Here is an 18,896-nt window from a genome sequence, read left to right on the forward strand (position 1 = left end):
ATATGCGGTATTGAATCCATTATGAAAATTTCAGAAATCAATAAAATCTGCTATGTCGGGGCCGGGACCATGGGCTGCGCTAATGCGATGATGGCAGCACTCGCTGGCTATGAGGTAGTGTTGTATGACATCGCCAAAGAGAGCTTGGCGCAGGTCCCCAGCCGCTTGTTGGAGGTGACTGATTACCTGCAGAAAAACGGCTATGCAGAGGCTGATAATATCGCTCTGGCAATGACACGAGTAACGACCAGCTCGTCACTGGAGGCGGCGCTGACCGGTGTCGATTTGGTCAGCGAGTCTGTGTTGGAACGACTCGATGTGAAACATCAAGTGCACGACCAACTCGATCATCTGTGTGCCCCATCGGTGATTGTGACCACCAATACTTCCAATATACCGCTGTCATCCATCGCCGAGGTAGTGGTGCATCGTGAGCGTTTTGCGGCTCTGCATTCGCATTTAGGTTCGCCGTTGATCGATATTGTGGGTACCACTAAAACCAGCGCCGGTACGGTGGATATTCTTACCCGCTATGTCGAAAGCATCAACTGCATTCCCCTGGTACTAAAAAAGGAAAACCCCGGTTATGTGTTAAACGCCATGCTGGGGCCAGTACTGACCATCGCGATGATTCTGGTGATCGAAGGGGTGGCGACAATAGAAGAGGTCGACCGCGCTTGGATGCAGCATCGCCGAGCAGCGATCGGCCCGTTTGGTATGATGGATGCTTTCGGAATCAATATTATCGCCGACAGTTGGCAGCAGCGTGAAGATGATGACGATAATCTCAAAGCTAAAATTACCGGCTTCTTGGCCCCCTATATGGCAGCCAATACGCTAGGGTTGAAGTCGTCGAAGGGTTTTTATCAATACCCTGATCCGGTCTATCAGCAGGCAGAGTTTTTCGATACTGATAAAGATCTATCGTTTGTGCACAGCTCTATTGTTGCAGTACTCATCTCTAATGCGGTGACTATTGCTGAAAAAGACGTGGCCGAACCGCAGGAAATCGATCGCGCTTGGATGGCAGCCACCCATTTAGACATCGGGCCGTTCGGTATAGTGGACGAGCTTGGCAGCGCAGAAACAGTGGCATTGTTCGAACAACTTGCCGGTTTTGGTCTGCTGCCACCACAAGCGGTAACCCAGTTGGTGAATTTTTTACAATCTTATACCTGTGATAGGGGTGCGCCTGATGAGTGATATGACGATGACGAATAGCCAGCAGGACGATGCGGTGTTGAGTGAACAGCAATTAGCAGCCCTCATCACCAAGACTCAAGGCGCGGTGGATAATTTGACTGCCATCGGCGGTGCCTTTGAAGTGCAATCGCGTGATGTTTTTGGTCAGGCCAACGATGTTTTTACCGTCGCTCCTAACAGCCTGCGTGATACTTATGCCAGCTGTTTAGGTCATGGCGACAAGACCTTCGTGGTCTATCATGAACAGCGCTTGAGTTTTAATCAGGTATACCAGCAGGCGGTGTGTTTGGCCGAGGCGCTGGCAAGCGATTACGGTATCGCAAAGGGCGACCGGGTGGCTATCGCCATGCGAAACAACCCCGAGTGGATGGTGACGTTTATGGCGGTAACATCGCTGGGCGCTATCGCCGTACCGATCAACTCCTGGTGGACCACACAGGAGCTGGCCTTCGGTCTGAAAGACTGTGCAGCAAAACTGGTGGTGGTGGATAATCAGCGTTTTGATCGTATCGAACCCTTTATCGCCGAACTCGACAGCGCCATTATTGTGGTCGACAAAAAAACCACGGTGGATAAGGTGGCAGATTATGCCGAGGTTGCTGGACGTTATATTCAGTGTTCGATGCCGACCATTGATATACAGCCCGATGACGATGCGGTGATTCTGTATACCTCCGGCTCTTCCGGTCACCCCAAGGGTGTTGTCTCTACTCAGCGCGGTATTCTGTCGGCGGTGATCAGTTGGATGTTGTTGGGCCAGGCCGCAACCGATGCCGGCATTATTGCCCTCAGTACCACACCGGAAGAGGACTCTGCCGCCTTGCTTTCGGTACCGCTGTTCCACGTTACCGGCTGTCATAGCCTGTTTTTATTGTCGATGATTATTGGCCGTAAAGTGGTGATGATGCATCGCTGGGACCCCGAGGTTGCTCTGGAGCTGATCGAGCGCGAAAAAATAAGTTATGTTAACGGCGTGCCAACGATGTCGCAGGAACTGCTCGATGCGGCGTCAAACTCCAATCGAGACATCTCCAGTTTAGTGGAATTGGCTTCCGGCGGTGCCGCCAGACCACCGGAGCATGTTCGCCGAATCAAGCAAGATTTTAATTTAAGTCCTTCCAGCGGCTACGGTTTAACCGAGACTAACGCCTTAGGTGCGGTTAACTCAGGTGACACTTATATTTCCAAGCCTGCCAGTGTTGGCATGCCCTCACCCGGGGTGACCAAGGTGCGTATCGTCGATGAGCAGGGTGAAGTTTTACCGACAGGAGAGGCCGGTGAAATCTGTATTCAAAGCCCGGCTAATGCCAGGGGCTATTGGAACAACCCAGAGGCGACGGCGGAATCATTCAAAGACGGTTGGTTCCACAGTGGCGATGTTGGCTATATCGATGAACTCGGATTGTTGTACATAGTCGACCGCTTGAAAGACATTATTATTCGCGGCGGTGAGAACATCAGCTGTGGCGAGGTGGAAGCCGCCATATACAGCCACCCGGCGATTGCAGAGGTGGCGGTGTACGCCATGCCCGATGAACGTTTAGGCGAAATCGTCGCTGCCACGATTTATTTCAAACAAAGTTTCTCACTATCGAAAGAGTCATTACTCGAGTTTCTTAAGACTCATTTGGCCGCGTATAAAATTCCAAAAATACTGGTTATTAGTGATGAACCGTTACCACGAACCGGTACCGATAAGATTTTCAAGCGTGAAATAAAACAGAAAATGTTAGACAGTTATACTGGCTAAACGAAAAAATTAAAACAAATTGCAGGGTGTGTTATGAGTATTCGATTTGATGGAAAAGTAGCAATTGTTACCGGTGCAGGCGCAGGTCTCGGTCGTTGTCACGCACTGGGTCTAGCAGCCCGCGGTGCCAAGGTGATGATTAATGATATCGCCGCCGTTGGCGAAGTGAGTGCTGCCGCCGCCGCTGTTGTCGCTGAAATTGAGGCCGCCGGTGGTGAAGCAATTGCCCACGGCGCTAACGTGGCCGACGCCGCCCAGGTTGAAGACATGGTTGCCCAGACCATGGCTAAGTGGGGTCGTGTCGATATTCTGATTAATAATGCTGGCATTCTGCGCGATAAATCGTTCGCCAAAATGACCATGGATGATTTCCGTCTGGTGGTCGACGTGCATTTGATGGGCGCCGCTTACTGCAGCAAAGCGGTGTGGAATATTATGCGTGAGCAGGGCTATGGCCGTATCGTGATGACGACCAGCTCCAGTGGCTTGTACGGCAACTTCGGTCAGGCTAACTACGGTGCCGGTAAAATGGCCGTTGTTGGCTTGATGAACACACTGTCTATCGAAGGCCATAAGAATAATATCCGCGTCAACGCGCTGTCGCCTACTGCGGCTACCAGCATGACTGAGGGGTTGATCTCCGAGGAAGTCTTTGCCCTGATAACACCTGAGTCTGTCACCCCGGCTGCCTTGTTCCTGTGCAGTGACGAGGCGCCGACCAAGACTATTGTTGGTGCCGGTGCCGGCTCCTATGCTGTTGCTCGGCTGTATGAAACCGATGGCATGTATTTGCCCGAAGAACATCAGAACCCCGAAGGAATAGCCGAGCACTGGCAACAGTTGTTCGATAATAGCGAGCAGAAAGAGCTGAGCAGTGGTTGGGGTCAAACCGCCAAGTTTGTAGAGAAATCTGCGGCGGGTCAGGGCATCGCTATCGACTTGAGCAACGTTTAACAGCGGGAATAACGATTATGTCTGAACACGCAGATTTCTCACTTGATCATTTGTTTTCACTGCAGGGTAAGGTGGCGCTGATAACCGGCGGCTCACGGGGCATTGGTCGTATGATGGCGCAGGGCTTATTGCAGGCCGGGGCCAAGGTATACATTACTGCACGCAAGGCCGATCCCTGCCAGCAGGCGGCTGAAGAGCTGTCGCAGTATGGCGACTGTGTGGCGATCCCAGCCGATGTTGCCGACAGCGATAGTCGCATGGCGCTGTGTGCTCGCCTGGCCGCAGATGAACAGCAGTTGGATATTCTGATCAACAATGCCGGCAGTGCCTGGGGCGACGATTACGAGACTTATCCCGAACAGGCCTTCGAGAAGTTGATGAAGATAAACGTCACAGCGGTCTTTGCCTTAACCCGCGACTTAACCCCAATGTTAGAAACGGCGGGCAGCGGTAGTGATCCAGCCAGGGTGATTAATATTGGTTCGATGGATGGCCTCCATATCCCAACCGTCCATCAGAAGGCGGGCTATGCGTATACCGCGACCAAGGCGGCAGTTCATCAGCTTACCCGCCATCTGGCGGTAGAGCTTGGACCTCGCGGTATCGCCGTCAACGCCGTTGCCCCGGGTTTCTTTGCCAGTAAGATGACGGACCAGCTGTTTGAAAATCACCGCCAAGATATGGAGGCTAACAGCCTGCTTAAGCGGGTGGGGCAGGCGGAGGAGATGGCCGGTGTGGCTATTTATTTGTGTTCTCGTGCAGGGGCCTATACCCACGGTGCGGTGATTCCTGTCGATGGCGGCACCTCGATCAATCATCAGCATGTAACAGCCTAACGGTTAGATAATAACAACGATTAATTAAAAAAGTGGTTAAAGCAATGAATGAGAAAGCAAGTTCGATGCGTTCCAATGCGACCCTAGGGTTGTTGATGCTACTCAGCATACTCAATATGGTCGATCGTAATTTGATCAGCAGTTTTGGTCCGCAGATCGTTGAAGACTTAGGTTTGACGGATAGTCAGTTCGGTCTATTAACCGGTATGATTTTCGTATTCTTTTACGCGGTCATGGGCTTTTTCATGGGTGTCTTGGTCGATAAGTATCATCGACCCCGTATCATCGCCATCGGTCTATTAGTGTGGAGTCTGTTAACTGCCTATTCGGGCTTGGCCAAAAACTTTATGCAGATTGCCATGGCGAGATTAATGGTCGGTGTGGGCGAGTCGAGCCTAACGCCGGCATCACTATCGTTACTGTCTGATTTATTCCCTCAGCGCAAAAGAGGCATGGCCGCCGGTATTTATTATCTCGGCTTACCGCTGGGCGCCGGTGGTAGTTTCTTGGTGGCCGGCTTGTTGGGCCCGACACTGGGTTGGAGAAACTGCTTCCTGCTATTAGGTGCGTTAGGTGTCTTGCTAACGATTCCATTATTCTTCATGCGTGATGCCAAACGTGGTGCTCAGGAAGAAGAGGAATATGTGGCCATAGAAGACAAAACCAGTTTTCAAGACCTTTTAACTCATCTGCGTCAGTCTAAGGCGCTGATGCTGACCATGGCCGGTGCGGTGTTCTTGCATATTCCTATCGGTGCTGGTCAGTTTTCACAACTATGGCTGGTACGTGAGCGCGGCTTTGATGTGGCGGAGATTGCCACCATCTACGGTGGCTTGTTTATCGTCTTCGGTACGATCGGTACCTTGATCAGTGGCATTGCCAGTGATTGGTATCATCAGCGTTTCAACGGCGGTCGTGTGCGTTTTCTCGCCATTCTGATGCTGGCAATGTCGCCGCTGTTAATGGGTTACCGCCTGGGGGAACCCGGCTCGATAATTTTTTATACCGGTATGTGCGCAGGTTTTTTAATCATGTCGGCATTTTATGGCCCAGCCTTCTCCACGGTGCAGGATTTATCACCGGTCAATATGCGTGGCCGAATGACGGCACTGTTACTGGTTGCCTGCAACCTCATTGGTCTGGGCTTAGGTGCGGTGATGACGGGTATTCTCAGTGACTTACTGCGCAGCAGTGGCAACGATCAGCCGTTAACCTGGGCATTAATCATCACCGATTTATGCTCCATGTTAACCGTCCCCTGCTTTATTTGGGCATCGATGTATATGACCAAGAAGTCGTCTGCGGAAGCTATCACAGCTTAATGGTAGATTGAAAACGCCGAGATAAAAAAGCCCTGCGACTGCGGGGCTTTTTTTTGTGTTGCAATTGTCGCGATTAAATACGCTCAAGCAGCAGCGGCAGCTTCGTTGGCTTGGGTAGTGGTGCCCACTGCAGCTTGGCTACGTATCCCTCTGGAGTGCTGTAGCGATAAGTTTTCAAAAAGTAGAACATAAAGCTTTTCACCAGCATATTGGCGAAGTGCATGCCGATACATTTATGGGCACCGCCGCCAAAGGGGTGGTAGCAGAACGGATGATTTTTGTGTTCCTGACGCTCGGGTGAGAAACGGTCGGGATCAAAGGCCAGTGGGTTGGTCCAGTAGCGTGGGTCACGATGGTTGAAGGTAAATGGAATCAGGATTTTGGTGTTTGCCGGTATGGTGTAATCGCCCATTTGGCATTCGTTGATGGTGCGTCGAGTGCCGATGGGGGCCGGCGGCACCAGGCGAATTGCCTCGTGGAAGACGCGGTCGACCATCTCCATATTGTCGAGGTCTTCATAGCTGGGGTGGTCGGTGTTCAAGGCTTCAACCTCGCCCCGCATTTTCTCCTGCCACTCGGGGTTGGCGGCGGTATACATCATAATGCTGTTGAGCGTGCTGGTGGTGGTATCGTGGGCGGCAAACAATAGGAAGGCGGCGTTGGCGACGACATCGATGTCACTGAAATAGTCACCGTCTTCGTTTTTCTCGCGGCACATATGCGAGAACATATCCTCTTTCATACCCTCGCGACGACTGGGGATTTCGTCGGCAAAGAAACTGTGTAGCGTGCGCATGCCCCGCTTACCGCGCCAAAAAGTGCTGCCGGGTATTTCAACGTGTAGCTGGGCTAATAAGCCATGGTTGATATCGACGAAGGCTTTATTTAATTGTTGGGTTTTATCGTTGGGGCTGTCGAGGCCGATAAAGATTTTCGCGCCGACATCGAGTAGCGTATCTTTCACCAAGGGCCCGAAAATACATTGTCCATTTTTCTCAAAATCACCGATATGACGCTGTAGCACAGGAGTCATCTGCTCGACGTAGCCCTTCATCGCCTGAGTCTTGAAGGCTTTTTGCATGATGCGTCGCTGTGTTTTATGTTCATCATAATCACGCAATAGTAGGCCTTTGGGGTAGAAGTTGGCCAGTGAGGTTTCGTAACCTTTTTCGGTGGAAAAGTTCCTGTCGCGGTCGAGCAAAATCTGCTGCCAGTTATCGGCACCGAGTGCCATCACCCACGATGTGCCGAGGGCGCGAGTTTTTGAAATCTCGCCAAATCGGTCGTAGTGGTCCTGGGCCATTCTCTCCAAGCCAAAGACAAAACTGAGTCCTTTGCCGATCCAAGGCAGGCCATTCTCGCCGGGTATGTGGCTGAGGTCTTTGTGGTCGGGAAGGTTTTTATAATCGGTATTGAATGCTGCCTTGCTCATCATCGCTGCCTTATGTTTTTATATCGAACGCTTGATATGTTTGAGGTTAACACGTAATAGATCCCCGTTGCACTTAAAAATCACGGTCTAATAAAGGGTAATATAGTCGCTAATAGGTGACTTTAATGACGCGATTTCGGCCGGCCCGAGGGTGTGTCATTTTGGCTAACAGCGACACGGTGTCGTAAGCAGTATAATATCGGCATAACAGTTAACGGATGATAGAAAAATGGTGTTGAATATTTTTTTAGTGCTGGTCGCGGTTGTCGCTGCGGCGTATCTTGCGTTCTCGCCGCGACTGGTGAATTCTTCTGATTGGCAGGCAACCGTCACGCCGTTGGCCTCCATCATGGGTAGCGGTTTTTTGGTCAGTGCGCCGCTGTTAGCCGGTGCTGTGGGTAATTATGCGGTGCTGTGTATGGCGGCATTATTGCTGTTAGCTTTCTGTGTTGGCTCGGTTATTCGTTTTAATATTGCTCACTTCGAACCGATATCGGAGCGGGGTCACGGCACGCCTCAGGCGATTGGTTTTTTATCCCGCATTGCTTTGTCCGGCGCTTATTTAATTTCTGTCAGTTATTATTTGCAGCTGCTGGCGGCATTTTTATTATCGACGTTTAATATTGAAAATGGCTTGTATGCGAATGTGATAACGTCGGCAATTTTATTGTCAATCGGTGCGATAGGCATGATTAGCGGCTTGGATTTATTAGAGAAGGTCGAGCGCTACGCGGTGAGCATTAACTTAGGTGTTATCTGCGCTCTTATCGTTGCTTTGATGCTATATAACGTTAAATTATTTCAGGCTGACACTTGGCAGTTGCCGGATCTTTGGCAGCCCATTGACGGCCATGATATCCGTATACTGCTCGGCTTGCTGATTGTTGTTCAGGGCTTTGAGACCTCACGATATCTCGGCGATAAACATCCGCCGGCACAGCGAATTCGCACGATGCGGCGAGCACAGTTGATCTCTTCGGTTATTTATCTCAGTTTTTTATCGTTGGCGACAATACTGTTTAGTGCCGATGTGGATGCCGATGTTACCGGCATTATTACCATGATGGCGCCGGTGGCCTTAGTATTGCCGATTGTATTGTCGATCGCGGCCATCGGCAGTCAGTTCAGTGCTGCAGTGGCCGACAATGCCGGCGCCGGTGGTTTGCTCGAGGAACTTAGTCATCGACGTTTCTCCCTGAGATTTGCCTATGGCTTTATTCTGGCGGCAACACTGTTTTTAACTTGGGCAACCGATGTCAATCAGATCATTGCCTATGCCTCAAGAGCATTTGCCTTTTATTATTTTTTGCAGGCCCTGGTGGCGTTCACGGTTTGTTATCAACATCGCGAACTGCCTAATCGAGTGGTTAGATTAGTGTTTTTCAGTATTGTTGCTACTTTCTGTTTTGCCGTGTTCAGCCTTGGTTTGCCTGCGGAATAGGGCTAGTCGAACAGTGTCTTGAGGGCACTGTCGAGCCAGCTAAGTGCCGGGCCCACCGTGCCGTGATTGGCGCGTACGCGTTCCACTGGCGCGCGCCAGGGTTTGTAATCAAAGCTAACAGGCAGCTGGCAGAGTTTACCGTTAGCAATATCCTCATCGGCCATATGACAGGGGAGATAGCTCCAGCCCAGCCCCAGGCGGGTGAGCTGCTGCAGACTGTCAAAGTTGTCGCAATGCAACCGCTTGGTGGCGATCGGTGAGAAGTGGGCCAGGTATTCACCGCGACTGCTGTGAATAAGCAGTTGCTGGTAAGGCATTAAATCCCCGCTATTGATCGAGGTCATTGCAGACAGAGGGTGGCCGGGGGCGGCGACGGCATAAAAAAGCGTGTCGCCGAGATAGCAAATATCGATGCTGCTGGCGAATTCGGCATCGCAGAACATCAGCCCTATGTCGGCGGCACCAGCGGTAATATGGTCGATGATATCGGGGCTGGCAAGGGTATGAATGTTGATTTCGGTGGCAATGAATCGGCGATTAAGCTCGCTGATGATGTCCAGCAATTTGCTTGTCATCAAGCCGCTGTCGATGACAACCGACAGCTGTGCCTCCTGCTCCCTGGCCAGTGCGGAGGCGGCATTGCCAAACTCTTGGCTCTGTTTTAATACCGCCTGCGCATAGCCGAGGAGTTTTTCGCCGGCGGGGGTGAGCGTGGGCTTTCTGGCGCTGCGGTCAAACAGTGGTGTGTCGATATCGATTTCTAAGCCGGCGATGGCTTGGCTGATCGCCGACTGAGCCTTGGACAGTTTTCTGGCGCAGGCCGAGAAAGAACCGGTGGCCGCCACCTCGGTGAATATTTTCAATTGTTCCAAGCTGTACATGGTCGCTCCCGCGGGCTGATCAATCATAATCTATCACTAAATGCGATAGTAACTAACTTTTATCCATCTATTTTAACTATAGAATAGCAGGCGTTTTCTATCATTTGTTATCGGATTCAGAGTAGAGGTGGTTATGTCGACGCAATCGATGTCGGTTAAAGAGCGAATATTTCACAGCGTCTTGTTTGAGGTATTAGCGCTGTTGATTGTCATCCCAATTTCAACCTTGGTGCTGACTGAGGAGACCGCGACTATGACGGTGGTCGCCGTTGCCATGGCGCTGAGTGCCATGGTCTGGAACTATATTTACAACCTTGGTTTCGATGCACTTTTTGGTCATGAACGCATCCTGCGAGGGTTGGCCCTGCGCATCTTGCATGGCGTCGTTTTCGAACTTGGGCTGTTGCTGGCGACGGTGCCCTTAATCATGGTGTTGATGGATTTGGCCTTTTGGCCTGCCTTGCTGATCGATGCTGGCCTGGTGGTTTTCTTTCTGGTTTACGCCATTGTGTACAACTACTGCTACGACCATATCCGCTTTAAATGGGTCAGTAAGAACGCTACCCAGCAAGCTAACTGATCTAAGGGCGTGGCCATATTCCTCCTATAATCAATCCACCATGATGATTTTGCTGGTTGCTGCTGGCGGGAGACAGGGATGAAAATTATATCTGGGCTGTTGCTGTGTTATTGGTTGACGGGGGCTGCAGTGATGCAGAATGTCAGGGAGAGTACGAGCAGCTTAAACATAATCGACTAATCCTATAATACCACTACCACATAGAGCAGGGGACGGTTGCCTTGGCTGATGTCGTCGCTATTATATTTATCTCTTAAGTTTAGATTGAAACAGAACGTTATCTTATAGATAAATGGCATAACTGCAGGGCGTTGGCTGTCACGGTACAGACCGCACCGTGCTCGAGTCTGGCGCTGGGGATCTAACATGTTGATCATTCGTATGTTTAACGTTTAAATAGGGTCAGCGTGGGAATTAGACTGTCGCGATAGCAGCCTTTATGTGCTCGTAGAATATGGAATAACAGATAAAAAAAAGCCGCTAAAGCAAAGGCTTTGGCGGCAAAAAAACCTTGGATGTTGGAGCAACACTTACCTGTGTTGCGGGATCTATTATCGACATTTTAGCGGCAAAACCTATTCGCAGTTGTACCCAATCTGCTGTGAGTTATACCTATTTTGTTAGATTGGCCGCTCTATAATCTATTGATTTAATTTAACTGTGAAATATGAGGCCGCAAGGTGTTAAAGGACAGCCAAGATTTAAACCTAATTATTCGTTCTGATATCCCGATTATTCGATTGGAAACCCATGAAGAAGCCCGGTCCTTGCAATTGCTAACCCAGGTAGGCATTAAACAGGGTATACCTGTTTATAGTTGGTCGGTTACCGAGGGGGTTCAGCGCTTTGGGTTTGGTGCCGATTTGGCGGTCGATTGCTGTGAGCCGGAAGAGGTGTTGCGCCATATAAAGGCCAGTCAGCAACCGGCGTTATTTGTACTCTGTGATTTTCATCCCTATTTAACCAATGCACCAAAAATTGTACGGCTGCTGAAAGAGATCGCACTACAGTACGCCACGGCCAAGCAGACTGTTGTGTTGCTTAGTCATCAGCTAGAATTGCCGGCTGAACTCAGCCGCTACAGTGCATATTTTCAATTGTCCCTACCCAGCGATGCCGAGATTCGCAGTATTTTGATGGAGGAGGCCAAGGCTTGGGCAGGCAATAATCAAGGCGCCAAGGTCAGGACCGATAATGCGACGCTGAATAAGTTAATCCACAATTTGCAGGGTATGACCTACGAGGATACTCGGCGCCTAATCAAGGGGGCTATCTGCGACGACGGTGCCATTACTGATGAGGATATACCGGAAGTTGGCAAGGCCAAGTTTTCGTTGATGGATTTGGACAGCATCCTCAGTTATGAATACGATACAGAAAAATTTGCCGATGTGGGCGGCCTCGACAACCTACGTCAATGGCTTGACCAGCGCCGCTCGTCCTTTATTGCTGGCGATGAAGCGGCACCGAGCATCGATCAACCCAAGGGTATTTTGCTACTCGGTGTTCAGGGTGGCGGTAAAAGTCTGGCGGCCAAGGCCGTGGCAGGGTTATGGAGCATACCCTTGCTGCGGCTGGACTTTGCTCAGTTGTACAACAAATACATCGGCGAATCGGAGCGAAACCTACGCCAGGCGTTAGCGCTGGCAGATGTGATGGGGCCCTGTGTGTTGTGGATGGATGAGTTGGAAAAAGGCCTGTCGAGTAGTGACGAGGATGGTGTGGGTCGGCGCCTATTGGGTACTTTGTTAACGTGGATGGCCGAGCGAAATTCGCCGGTGTTTATGGTGGCAACCTCTAACAATATCGCAGAGCTGCCGGCAGAGTTGGTGCGCAAGGGCCGTTTTGATGAAATATTTTTTGTCGATTTACCCGATGACGATGTGCGCCGCACGATCTTCGAGATTCATCTTAAAAAACGTCAGCAGAGCGTTGCTGCAATCGATTGCCAGCGCTTGGCGGCCTGCAGCGAGGGATTTACCGGTGCTGAAATTGAGCAGTTAATCGTATCGGCGCTCTATACTGCCGCCGCGCAACAGCAGGTGTTAACCACGGCCTTGCTTGAGCTTGAAATAAACAAGACAAACCCCCTCAGTGTGACCATGGCTGAACAGGTTGCAGTATTGCGTCGCTGGGCTGCTAACAGGGCGGTTCGAGCATAGCTTGATTTATGTCAATCATCTGCGCGAATAACCAGTGGGTATTTGATTGTTTAAAAGGTCAATGAGTACTGCAGCAGCACGACCAACCGACGATTAGGTTGACTCTACAGCAGCGGTAGAGCCTCTGCCATTGATGCTGAGAGGACTGTATTATGCATTGTCGATAAGGCCGATAGCGTGTTGATGGATGGCGAGCATGTTGGTAATGTGCAGGCCTCGGCTGTCAGGTTGACTTTGACAGTGAGTAGACAGCCTTTGAAGGTCTAAGCCCGCAAATGAAAGTTTGCGGGCTTTTTTTTGCCAGCTTAAAGGCAAGGCGTGTCGAAAATACTGGGCCCGCGAACTGCTATGCTTTTTATTCACCGCGGAACGATGCGGTAGCAGAACAACCCCCTTGTTGTTAATCACCCAATAGGAGCAACCATGGATAAGCCTATTATTGCCGATAACAAACCCGTCAAAGTGGATCTCAACCAGGGCGAAGAATATTACTTCTGTGTCTGTGGCCGTTCGAGCAGCCAGCCATTCTGCGACGGCTCACATGCTGGTACGGATTTTAAGCCCCAGGCTTTCACGGCTGAAGACAGTGGTGATGCTTACCTGTGCCAGTGTAAGCACACAGGCAGCAGCCCTTTTTGTGATGGCAGCCATAAGCAGTTCGCGCCGGGGCAGGTGGGTAAAGAGGGACCGGGCGTACAGGCCCAGGCTGGCGCCATGCCGGTGGCGGTGGCAACCAAGGAAGAGCCTACGGTGACGTTTATTCATCAACTGGCAAGAGAGGGTTTGTCGACAGTAGGGCATCATGGCCCCATGACGGCGATGGGGGTCCCTCGAGATCAATTACCGCACTGGGATGATTTACAATTAATGGTGGCGCAGATGGCCCGTCAGCCACTACAGGAAGATGTCGCCGTCAGTACTGAGCTAGTGATTGGCCCGCAGGCGAAAAAACCGTTGCGACTGAGCATTCCCTTGTTTGTCTCAGATATGAGCTTTGGTGCCTTGTCAGAGGAGGCCAAAATAGCCTTGTCGAAGGGGGCTGAGTTGGCCGGAACCGGTATCTGCTCCGGCGAAGGAGGCATGTTGCCGGAGGAGCAGGCGGCCAACTCGCGATATTTTTATGAGTTAGCCAGTGCTGGTTTTGGCTATGATGAAGAAAAACTAAAAAAGGTGCAGGCCTTCCATTTTAAAGGCGGACAGGGGGCTAAAACGGGTACCGGGGGACACCTACCGGGTAATAAAAACATTGGTAAAATATCGCAGGTACGAGGAATAGAAGAGGGTACCCCGGCCATATCACCACCTACATTTAGGGATTTGCACAGCGAAGATGATTTTAAAAAATTCGCAGATAGAATCCGTGAAATCACCGGCGGCATTCCAATCGGCTTTAAACTCAGTGCCAATCATATAGAGGCAGATATTCAGTTCGCCTTAGATGCCAGCGCCGATTATATTATTCTGGATGGTCGCGGTGGCGGTACAGGTGCGGCACCGGAAATGTTTCGCGACCACATCAGTGTTCCGACTATTCCTGCACTTGCCCGTGCCCGCCAATACTTGGATAAACAAGGGGCCAGTGGACGAGTCACCTTGATTATTACCGGCGGCCTGCGCGTCCCCATCGATTTTGTCAAAGCCTTGGCACTGGGTGCCGACGGGGTTGCTATCTCTAATAGCGCAATGCAATCGATAGGCTGTGTGGCGGCGAGAATATGCAATACCAATAATTGCCCAGCAGGTATTGCCACGCAAAAGCAGGATTTGCGTCAGCGTTTAAATGTCGATAAATCAGCGCAGCAATTGGCAAATTTTTTCCAGGCGTCGACGGAGCTAATGCAGGTAATGGCCAGGGCCTGTGGACATAACTCGCTGGCTAAATTTACGCAGGATGACTTGGCCACCTGGCAGCGCGACATGGCGCTATTATCCGGTGTGAAATTCTCTGGCGTTGGCCGGGTCGATAAATGAGGGCGCCGGTTGGGTGCAGATTATTGCTATTAGGCAGGGAAAAGTTAGGGCTATAGGGTTGTACATGATTAAATAATGTATAACTTTTTCTTGTACGGGAATGATATCTGTACAATAATTGCCGTAACTGATGTTGCCATAATAGGCCTGAAAACATGTCTGAAGAAACAGCTGCTGATAGAGAAAATGTATTCCCAATCAGGGATTTAAGTGCAAAAACCAGTGTTAATACCGTCACGCTAAGGGCCTGGGAGCGTCGATATGGCCTGCTAAAGCCACAGCGAACATCCAAGGGACACCGATTATACAGCGAGGCCGATGTCGCAACGGTTGAAAAGATACTCTCGCTGGTGTCTCGTGGTGTCCCTCTTACCAAGGTGAAGCCATTGTTGAGTGAGCAGTCATCTGCGGAGGTCATGACTGGTGGTAATGATTGGTCAGCCTCTGTGGATAAACTGATTGCAACCATCGGTGCTTTCTCGGCCAGCCGCATTGAGCCGGTCATCGATGAATTCTTCTTAAACTATCCGGCCAATGTTTGCCGAGAGCAGTTGGTTGAGCCAGCCTTTGAACGGCTGACAAACCTGCCGAGTAAGGCGTCGCTGCTGTTTGCAGAGAGCGAGTTACTTCGCTACACCTTGTTTCGACTGAATTTCACTGTGAGAAACGATCAACGTCCAGTGATCTGTTTGATGTACGGGCCAAATACACCAATTTGGCGCCTGTGTTTGATGGCAATGGAGTTATCCGATGCCAATTATAAGGTTGAGATAATCTCTCAAGAAGTCACCCTTAACGATTGTCTTGAACTCACCGGGCAGCGGACTAACGTTACCACTGTTTTTTACCAAGATGGTGTTTGGCGAAAAGACGAAGGAGAGGTTGCGTCGGTGGCAATAGCGCAGAACAATCAATTTTTTCTCTGCGGCACAGCCGCTATTCTAGCGGCTGTTAAGGGCGAAAACCCGGTTTTTTCCGACCTTAATCACTGTACGAGTTTTTTACTTAAAGGGGTTAACTCATGAGAGCTGCAATAGTATGTGTGCTTGTTATTTTGGCCGGCTGCGTGTCGGTTCCCGAGGGTGTTGAACCGGTAAAAAACTTTAAGCTCGAACGCTATCTAGGGCAATGGTATGAGGTGGCTCGTTTGGATCACTCTTTTGAACGAGGCATGCAACAGGTGACAGCACAGTATTCGTTACACGATGAGGGCGGTGTCCGGGTTATAAACCGTGGCTTTGATACAGGGTCTGATAGCTGGGATGAAGCCGAGGGGCGAGCATACTTTGTTGATGGTAGCGATACGGGGTATTTAAAGGTGTCGTTCTTTGGCCCGTTTTATGGTGCCTATATTATTTTCGATCTTGGTGAAGATTATCAATACTCACTGGTGACCAGTAGCGACAAATCTTATCTGTGGTTGTTATCGCGAACACCTGAAATCGATGCGGCATTACAGGCGAAGCTGATTAATCGCATGGCAGAATTAGGCTTTGATACCGAGGCGCTTATTTTTGTCGACCAGTCCAAGGCGGTTAAAAACACCCGTGAAACTAAGGGGGAACTGTAATGAATAGCATCACAAAGAGGCTGCCTTGCCGAGGCTGCTTAGCCAGCTGTAGTAACTACGAACGTTGTCAGGGCAGCCCTTGGAGAATGTCTGAAGCCAAGCCCGCAACAGAGAAAACCAGTAGAACAAAAGTGGTAACAGACAAATGAAAACCTTACTCATAGTCGCCCATGGCAGCCGCCGAGAATCCTCAAATGAGGAGGTCAGAGAGTTAACGGCCAGGGTGTCGGACAATGCATCGCTGGCGGTGGATGAAGTGGTAGTGGCTTTTTTGGAATTTGCTTCCCCATCAATTAGTACAGCCATGAATAACTGTTTGGCTAAGGGGGCCGACGAGGTGGTGGTGCTGCCCTACTTTTTGTCGGCGGGTAATCACGTGGTTGAAGATATCCCAAGGGCAGCCAATGCAGTGCTGGAACAGTGGCCTGAAAAAGGCGTTACAATCTTGCCGCATATTGGTGCCAATGTTGCGATGGCGCAATTGATTAGTGGCTCGTGTTAAGAAACATTGGATAAAGGGCCTGACTATTGAATGCCCAGGCGTTGCAGGTTTTCTCTGATGTTGGCATAGCGCTGATCTTCACAGCTGGCAAAGCCCGCTAACTGACGAACTTTGTGGCGACCAAAATAGGGTACGCTGATGCCGGCCAAAAACCGACAGTAGCTTTCAAGGCTTAAAGGCTGTGGTGTCTTGCCCTGCAGGTGTTGCTTAAGCTCGTGGACGTAGCCTTGCAACTGCTCGTCGCTGACCACCGTCGGTTGTTGAGAGTATGCGAGCTTGGCCACCTGTCCTCGACAGACAGAGCAATGACCACATTGTGCTGGTGATTGCTGGTCGTCAAAGTAGCGAGAGAGGTTGTTGCTCAGGCATTTGTCCAATTCATAAAAGCGAATCAACGCGGCAATGCGCTGCACCTCCTTTTCCTCTTTGTCGACAAAGTACTGATGCAGTGACAGGGCCAGATCAGGTTGATTAAGCCGCTCTGAATCGACCGAGAAAACCTCGGTCATACCCTTGGTTTCGAGGATGATCAACTGTTTTTCCTGCAGGTATTCCAGCGCCAATACCACGCGGCTGCGGTCGCAATTGTAGCCGGAGAGAAGGTGATCGAAACTGAGTTCGCCCCAGACTTTCTTAAATTGAGTGTGCTGAAAAACGGCGCTGATAAAATCCCGGCGCTCGCCCTCGAACATGGCGACGATAGTGTCTTTGGGTTGCAGCAGCTTGAGCTTAAACTCGGCGAAATACGCGTACAGCGGCTTGATGATGTTGCTCAATTCTAACTGTACCAGCAGTGTCTTTAATGGCAGTTGCTTGATGTTTGAGGCGTTTGATAACGGGTTAAGCTGCACCTCCCACTGACGATTTTTGGTCTCGCTGCGAATACTGGCAAGCACGCTGTCGATACCGGCGCGTTCGGGTGTGTCGCCGTAAACAAAATTTTCAACGGTGGTAATACCGTCAAGATTGGCCAGGGTGTAGCACTGCGAAGCAAGGCCATCTCGCCCGGCGCGGCCAATTTCCTGACTGTAATTCTCTATCGATTTGGGCAGATCATAATGCATGACAAAGCGAATATTGGCCTTATCGATACCCATGCCAAAGGCAATGGTGGCAACAATCACCTGCACCTTGTCCGACATAAATTGTGCCTGGATCTGCTGTCGATGATCACTGTCAAAGCCGGCGTGATAGGCAGCGGCAGAGACGTCGTGACGGGTTAGATACTGGGCAACTGTTTCGGCGGTTTGCTGCAGGGTAACATAGATAATCCCCGGTCCTTGTTGCTGCTGAACCAGGCTGAGTAACTGCTGGTCTTTGTCGGCGGTGGCTACGGGCACGACGGATAAATCGAGGTTGTGGCGGTAGAAACCTGTCTGCACGATATGCTCGGGTTCGATGCCAAACTTAACGGCCATATCTTTTTTAACTTTGCGCGTTGCCGTTGCCGTCAGCAGTAATACCAGCGGGATATTCAGCTCATGACGATAAATAGGTAGTTTGAGATAGTCCGGCCGAAAATTATGCCCCCACTCCGAGATACAGTGAGCCTCATCGACGACCAGCATCGACAGCGGCACCGACTTAATAAACTCTCGGAAGCGCTCGTTTTTAAATCGCTCCACCGACACCATCAAAATCTTGGTGTTACCGGCACGGACGTCGCCGATCACTCGCTGGTGCTCATCGGCACTCAGCGTGCTGTCGATGCTGGCGGCGGCAATACCCTTAGACGATAAGAACTCGATCTGATCCTTGATCAGCGCTAACAGCGGTGACACCACCAGCGTCAGGTGTGGCAACAGTGTCGCCGTCAATTGATAGCACAGAGATTTACCCGACCCGGTAGGGAATATGGCCAGCGATGAGTGATGATTGAGCAACTGCCTAATGGTTTGTTCCTGCCCAGGTCGAAACTGGTCAAAACCAAAGTTGTTGTGCAAATCAATATGAAGCTCGCTGGTCATAGCTATCCTAAGGGCGTGAGGTGGACGGTGACCAATCAGTATAGCGGCTAATGACCGGGCTTTTGTAAGAAATAATGGGGGGTATTTAAGCTGTTGGTGGCTTAGAAATGAAAAAGCCCCGTAAAACAGAAATTTTACGGGGCTTTCGGCTTTTGGTGGTGGGGCGGGACGCGGGTTCAGTTCCCCCTTTCGCAACTGAACAAGTCCATTAAATACCTATGATTACCTATCGATATTTATACCCTTAACCAGTCCTAATTAGCTTGATTTTATCCGTATTTTCGAGCGTTCATGGTGGTTACCAAATTGTCCAACAAAGGAGTTT

At 50.5% G+C, this 18,896-nt stretch carries 15 protein-coding genes and 1 pseudogene; 13 read left to right on the forward strand and 3 right to left on the reverse strand.

The window, feature by feature from the left end:
• Positions 1-21 precede the first annotated feature (21 nt).
• Genes L9P87_RS11205 through L9P87_RS11225 form a run of 5 tightly spaced genes read left to right on the forward strand, consistent with a single transcriptional unit; the run spans position 22 to position 6,065 of the window.
• Positions 22-1,203, forward strand: coding sequence for a 3-hydroxyacyl-CoA dehydrogenase (locus L9P87_RS11205; protein ID WP_237444832.1), 1,182 nt, complete (start codon positions 22-24; stop codon positions 1,201-1,203).
• Complete coding sequence (locus L9P87_RS11210; RefSeq protein WP_237444833.1) at positions 1,196-2,953, forward strand: class I adenylate-forming enzyme family protein; 1,758 nt, start codon at positions 1,196-1,198, stop codon at positions 2,951-2,953. The genes L9P87_RS11205 and L9P87_RS11210 overlap by 8 nt, the downstream gene beginning before the upstream one ends.
• A 33-nt stretch (positions 2,954-2,986) precedes the next feature.
• Positions 2,987-3,907 (forward strand): SDR family NAD(P)-dependent oxidoreductase, encoded by a 921-nt coding sequence (locus L9P87_RS11215; protein WP_237444834.1) that lies wholly within the window; start codon positions 2,987-2,989, stop codon positions 3,905-3,907.
• Between the two features lie 17 nt (positions 3,908-3,924).
• Positions 3,925-4,743, forward strand: coding sequence for an SDR family oxidoreductase (locus L9P87_RS11220; protein ID WP_237444835.1), 819 nt, complete (start codon positions 3,925-3,927; stop codon positions 4,741-4,743).
• A 44-nt stretch (positions 4,744-4,787) separates the two neighbouring features.
• Complete coding sequence (locus tag L9P87_RS11225; RefSeq protein ID WP_237444836.1) at positions 4,788-6,065, forward strand: spinster family MFS transporter; 1,278 nt, start codon at positions 4,788-4,790, stop codon at positions 6,063-6,065.
• A 73-nt stretch (positions 6,066-6,138) separates the two neighbouring features.
• On the opposite strand, the gene L9P87_RS11230 is transcribed toward L9P87_RS11225, so the two are convergent.
• Complete coding sequence (locus L9P87_RS11230) at positions 6,139-7,497, reverse strand: cytochrome P450 (RefSeq protein ID WP_237444837.1); 1,359 nt, start codon at positions 7,495-7,497, stop codon at positions 6,139-6,141.
• Positions 7,498-7,732: 235 nt separating this feature from the next.
• Between L9P87_RS11230 and L9P87_RS11235 the strand changes: the two genes are divergently transcribed.
• The gene (locus L9P87_RS11235) at positions 7,733-8,938 is read left to right on the forward strand and encodes an Aq_097 family APC-type transporter (RefSeq protein WP_237444838.1); all 1,206 of its coding nucleotides are present in this window, start codon (positions 7,733-7,735) and stop codon (positions 8,936-8,938) included.
• A gap of 2 nt (positions 8,939-8,940) precedes the next feature.
• Here the strand turns inward: L9P87_RS11235 and L9P87_RS11240 are convergent, their stop codons facing one another.
• Complete coding sequence (locus L9P87_RS11240) at positions 8,941-9,846, reverse strand: LysR family transcriptional regulator (protein WP_237444839.1); 906 nt, start codon at positions 9,844-9,846, stop codon at positions 8,941-8,943.
• A 106-nt stretch (positions 9,847-9,952) separates the two neighbouring features.
• On the opposite strand from L9P87_RS11240, the gene L9P87_RS11245 reads away from it, so the two are divergent.
• From L9P87_RS11245 to L9P87_RS11270, 7 genes and pseudogenes are all read left to right on the forward strand, one after another.
• Positions 9,953-10,399 carry a PACE efflux transporter gene (locus tag L9P87_RS11245; protein ID WP_237444840.1) on the forward strand — a complete coding sequence of 149 codons (447 nt, stop codon included), beginning with the start codon at positions 9,953-9,955 and terminating at the stop codon, positions 10,397-10,399.
• A 680-nt stretch (positions 10,400-11,079) separates the two neighbouring features.
• Entirely contained in the window at positions 11,080-12,561 is a 1,482-nt protein-coding gene (locus L9P87_RS11250; protein ID WP_237444841.1) for an AAA family ATPase, read from the forward strand.
• Between the two features lie 396 nt (positions 12,562-12,957).
• A pseudogene (locus tag L9P87_RS17870) lies at positions 12,958-13,095 on the forward strand (CDGSH iron-sulfur domain-containing protein); the annotation flags it as partial.
• Positions 13,096-13,440: 345 nt separating this feature from the next.
• Complete coding sequence (locus L9P87_RS11255; RefSeq protein ID WP_290368506.1) at positions 13,441-14,532, forward strand: FMN-binding glutamate synthase family protein; 1,092 nt, start codon at positions 13,441-13,443, stop codon at positions 14,530-14,532.
• A 155-nt stretch (positions 14,533-14,687) separates the two neighbouring features.
• Positions 14,688-15,557: a MerR family transcriptional regulator gene (locus L9P87_RS11260; protein WP_237444843.1), complete on the forward strand. Its 870-nt coding sequence runs from the start codon at positions 14,688-14,690 to the stop codon at positions 15,555-15,557.
• A complete protein-coding gene (locus L9P87_RS11265; protein ID WP_237444844.1) occupies positions 15,554-16,102 on the forward strand; it encodes a lipocalin family protein in 549 nt (182 codons plus the stop codon). The genes L9P87_RS11260 and L9P87_RS11265 overlap by 4 nt, the downstream gene beginning before the upstream one ends.
• Positions 16,103-16,247: 145 nt before the next feature.
• Positions 16,248-16,604, forward strand: coding sequence for a sirohydrochlorin chelatase (locus L9P87_RS11270; protein WP_237444845.1), 357 nt, complete (start codon positions 16,248-16,250; stop codon positions 16,602-16,604).
• A gap of 23 nt (positions 16,605-16,627) precedes the next feature.
• Here L9P87_RS11270 and L9P87_RS11275 read toward each other — a convergent pair whose 3' ends face one another.
• A complete protein-coding gene (locus L9P87_RS11275) occupies positions 16,628-18,571 on the reverse strand; it encodes a RecQ family ATP-dependent DNA helicase (protein ID WP_237444846.1) in 1,944 nt (647 codons plus the stop codon).
• Positions 18,572-18,896 lie beyond the last annotated feature (325 nt).

This window comes from Sinobacterium norvegicum (assembly GCF_923077115.1).
In the GTDB taxonomy this organism is placed as follows: Bacteria; Pseudomonadota; Gammaproteobacteria; order Pseudomonadales; family Sinobacteriaceae; genus Sinobacterium; species Sinobacterium norvegicum.

Bases quoted from the DNA above. Each gene is read 5' to 3' on its own strand.
- L9P87_RS11205 (WP_237444832.1), top strand. From the start codon at position 22: ATGAAAATTTCAGAAATCAATAAAATCTGCTATGTCGGGGCCGGGACC.
- L9P87_RS11210 (WP_237444833.1), top strand. From the start codon at position 1,196: ATGAGTGATATGACGATGACGAATAGCCAGCAGGACGATGCGGTGTTG.
- L9P87_RS11215 (WP_237444834.1), top strand. From the start codon at position 2,987: ATGAGTATTCGATTTGATGGAAAAGTAGCAATTGTTACCGGTGCAGGC.
- L9P87_RS11220 (WP_237444835.1), top strand. From the start codon at position 3,925: ATGTCTGAACACGCAGATTTCTCACTTGATCATTTGTTTTCACTGCAG.
- L9P87_RS11225 (WP_237444836.1), top strand. From the start codon at position 4,788: ATGAATGAGAAAGCAAGTTCGATGCGTTCCAATGCGACCCTAGGGTTG.
- L9P87_RS11230 (WP_237444837.1), bottom strand. From the start codon at position 7,497: ATGAGCAAGGCAGCATTCAATACCGATTATAAAAACCTTCCCGACCAC.
- L9P87_RS11240 (WP_237444839.1), bottom strand. From the start codon at position 9,846: ATGATTGATCAGCCCGCGGGAGCGACCATGTACAGCTTGGAACAATTG.
- L9P87_RS11245 (WP_237444840.1), top strand. From the start codon at position 9,953: ATGTCGACGCAATCGATGTCGGTTAAAGAGCGAATATTTCACAGCGTC.
- L9P87_RS11255 (WP_290368506.1), top strand. From the start codon at position 13,441: ATGGCCCGTCAGCCACTACAGGAAGATGTCGCCGTCAGTACTGAGCTA.
- L9P87_RS11260 (WP_237444843.1), top strand. From the start codon at position 14,688: ATGTCTGAAGAAACAGCTGCTGATAGAGAAAATGTATTCCCAATCAGG.
- L9P87_RS11265 (WP_237444844.1), top strand. From the start codon at position 15,554: ATGAGAGCTGCAATAGTATGTGTGCTTGTTATTTTGGCCGGCTGCGTG.
- L9P87_RS11270 (WP_237444845.1), top strand. From the start codon at position 16,248: ATGAAAACCTTACTCATAGTCGCCCATGGCAGCCGCCGAGAATCCTCA.
- L9P87_RS11275 (WP_237444846.1), bottom strand. From the start codon at position 18,571: ATGACCAGCGAGCTTCATATTGATTTGCACAACAACTTTGGTTTTGAC.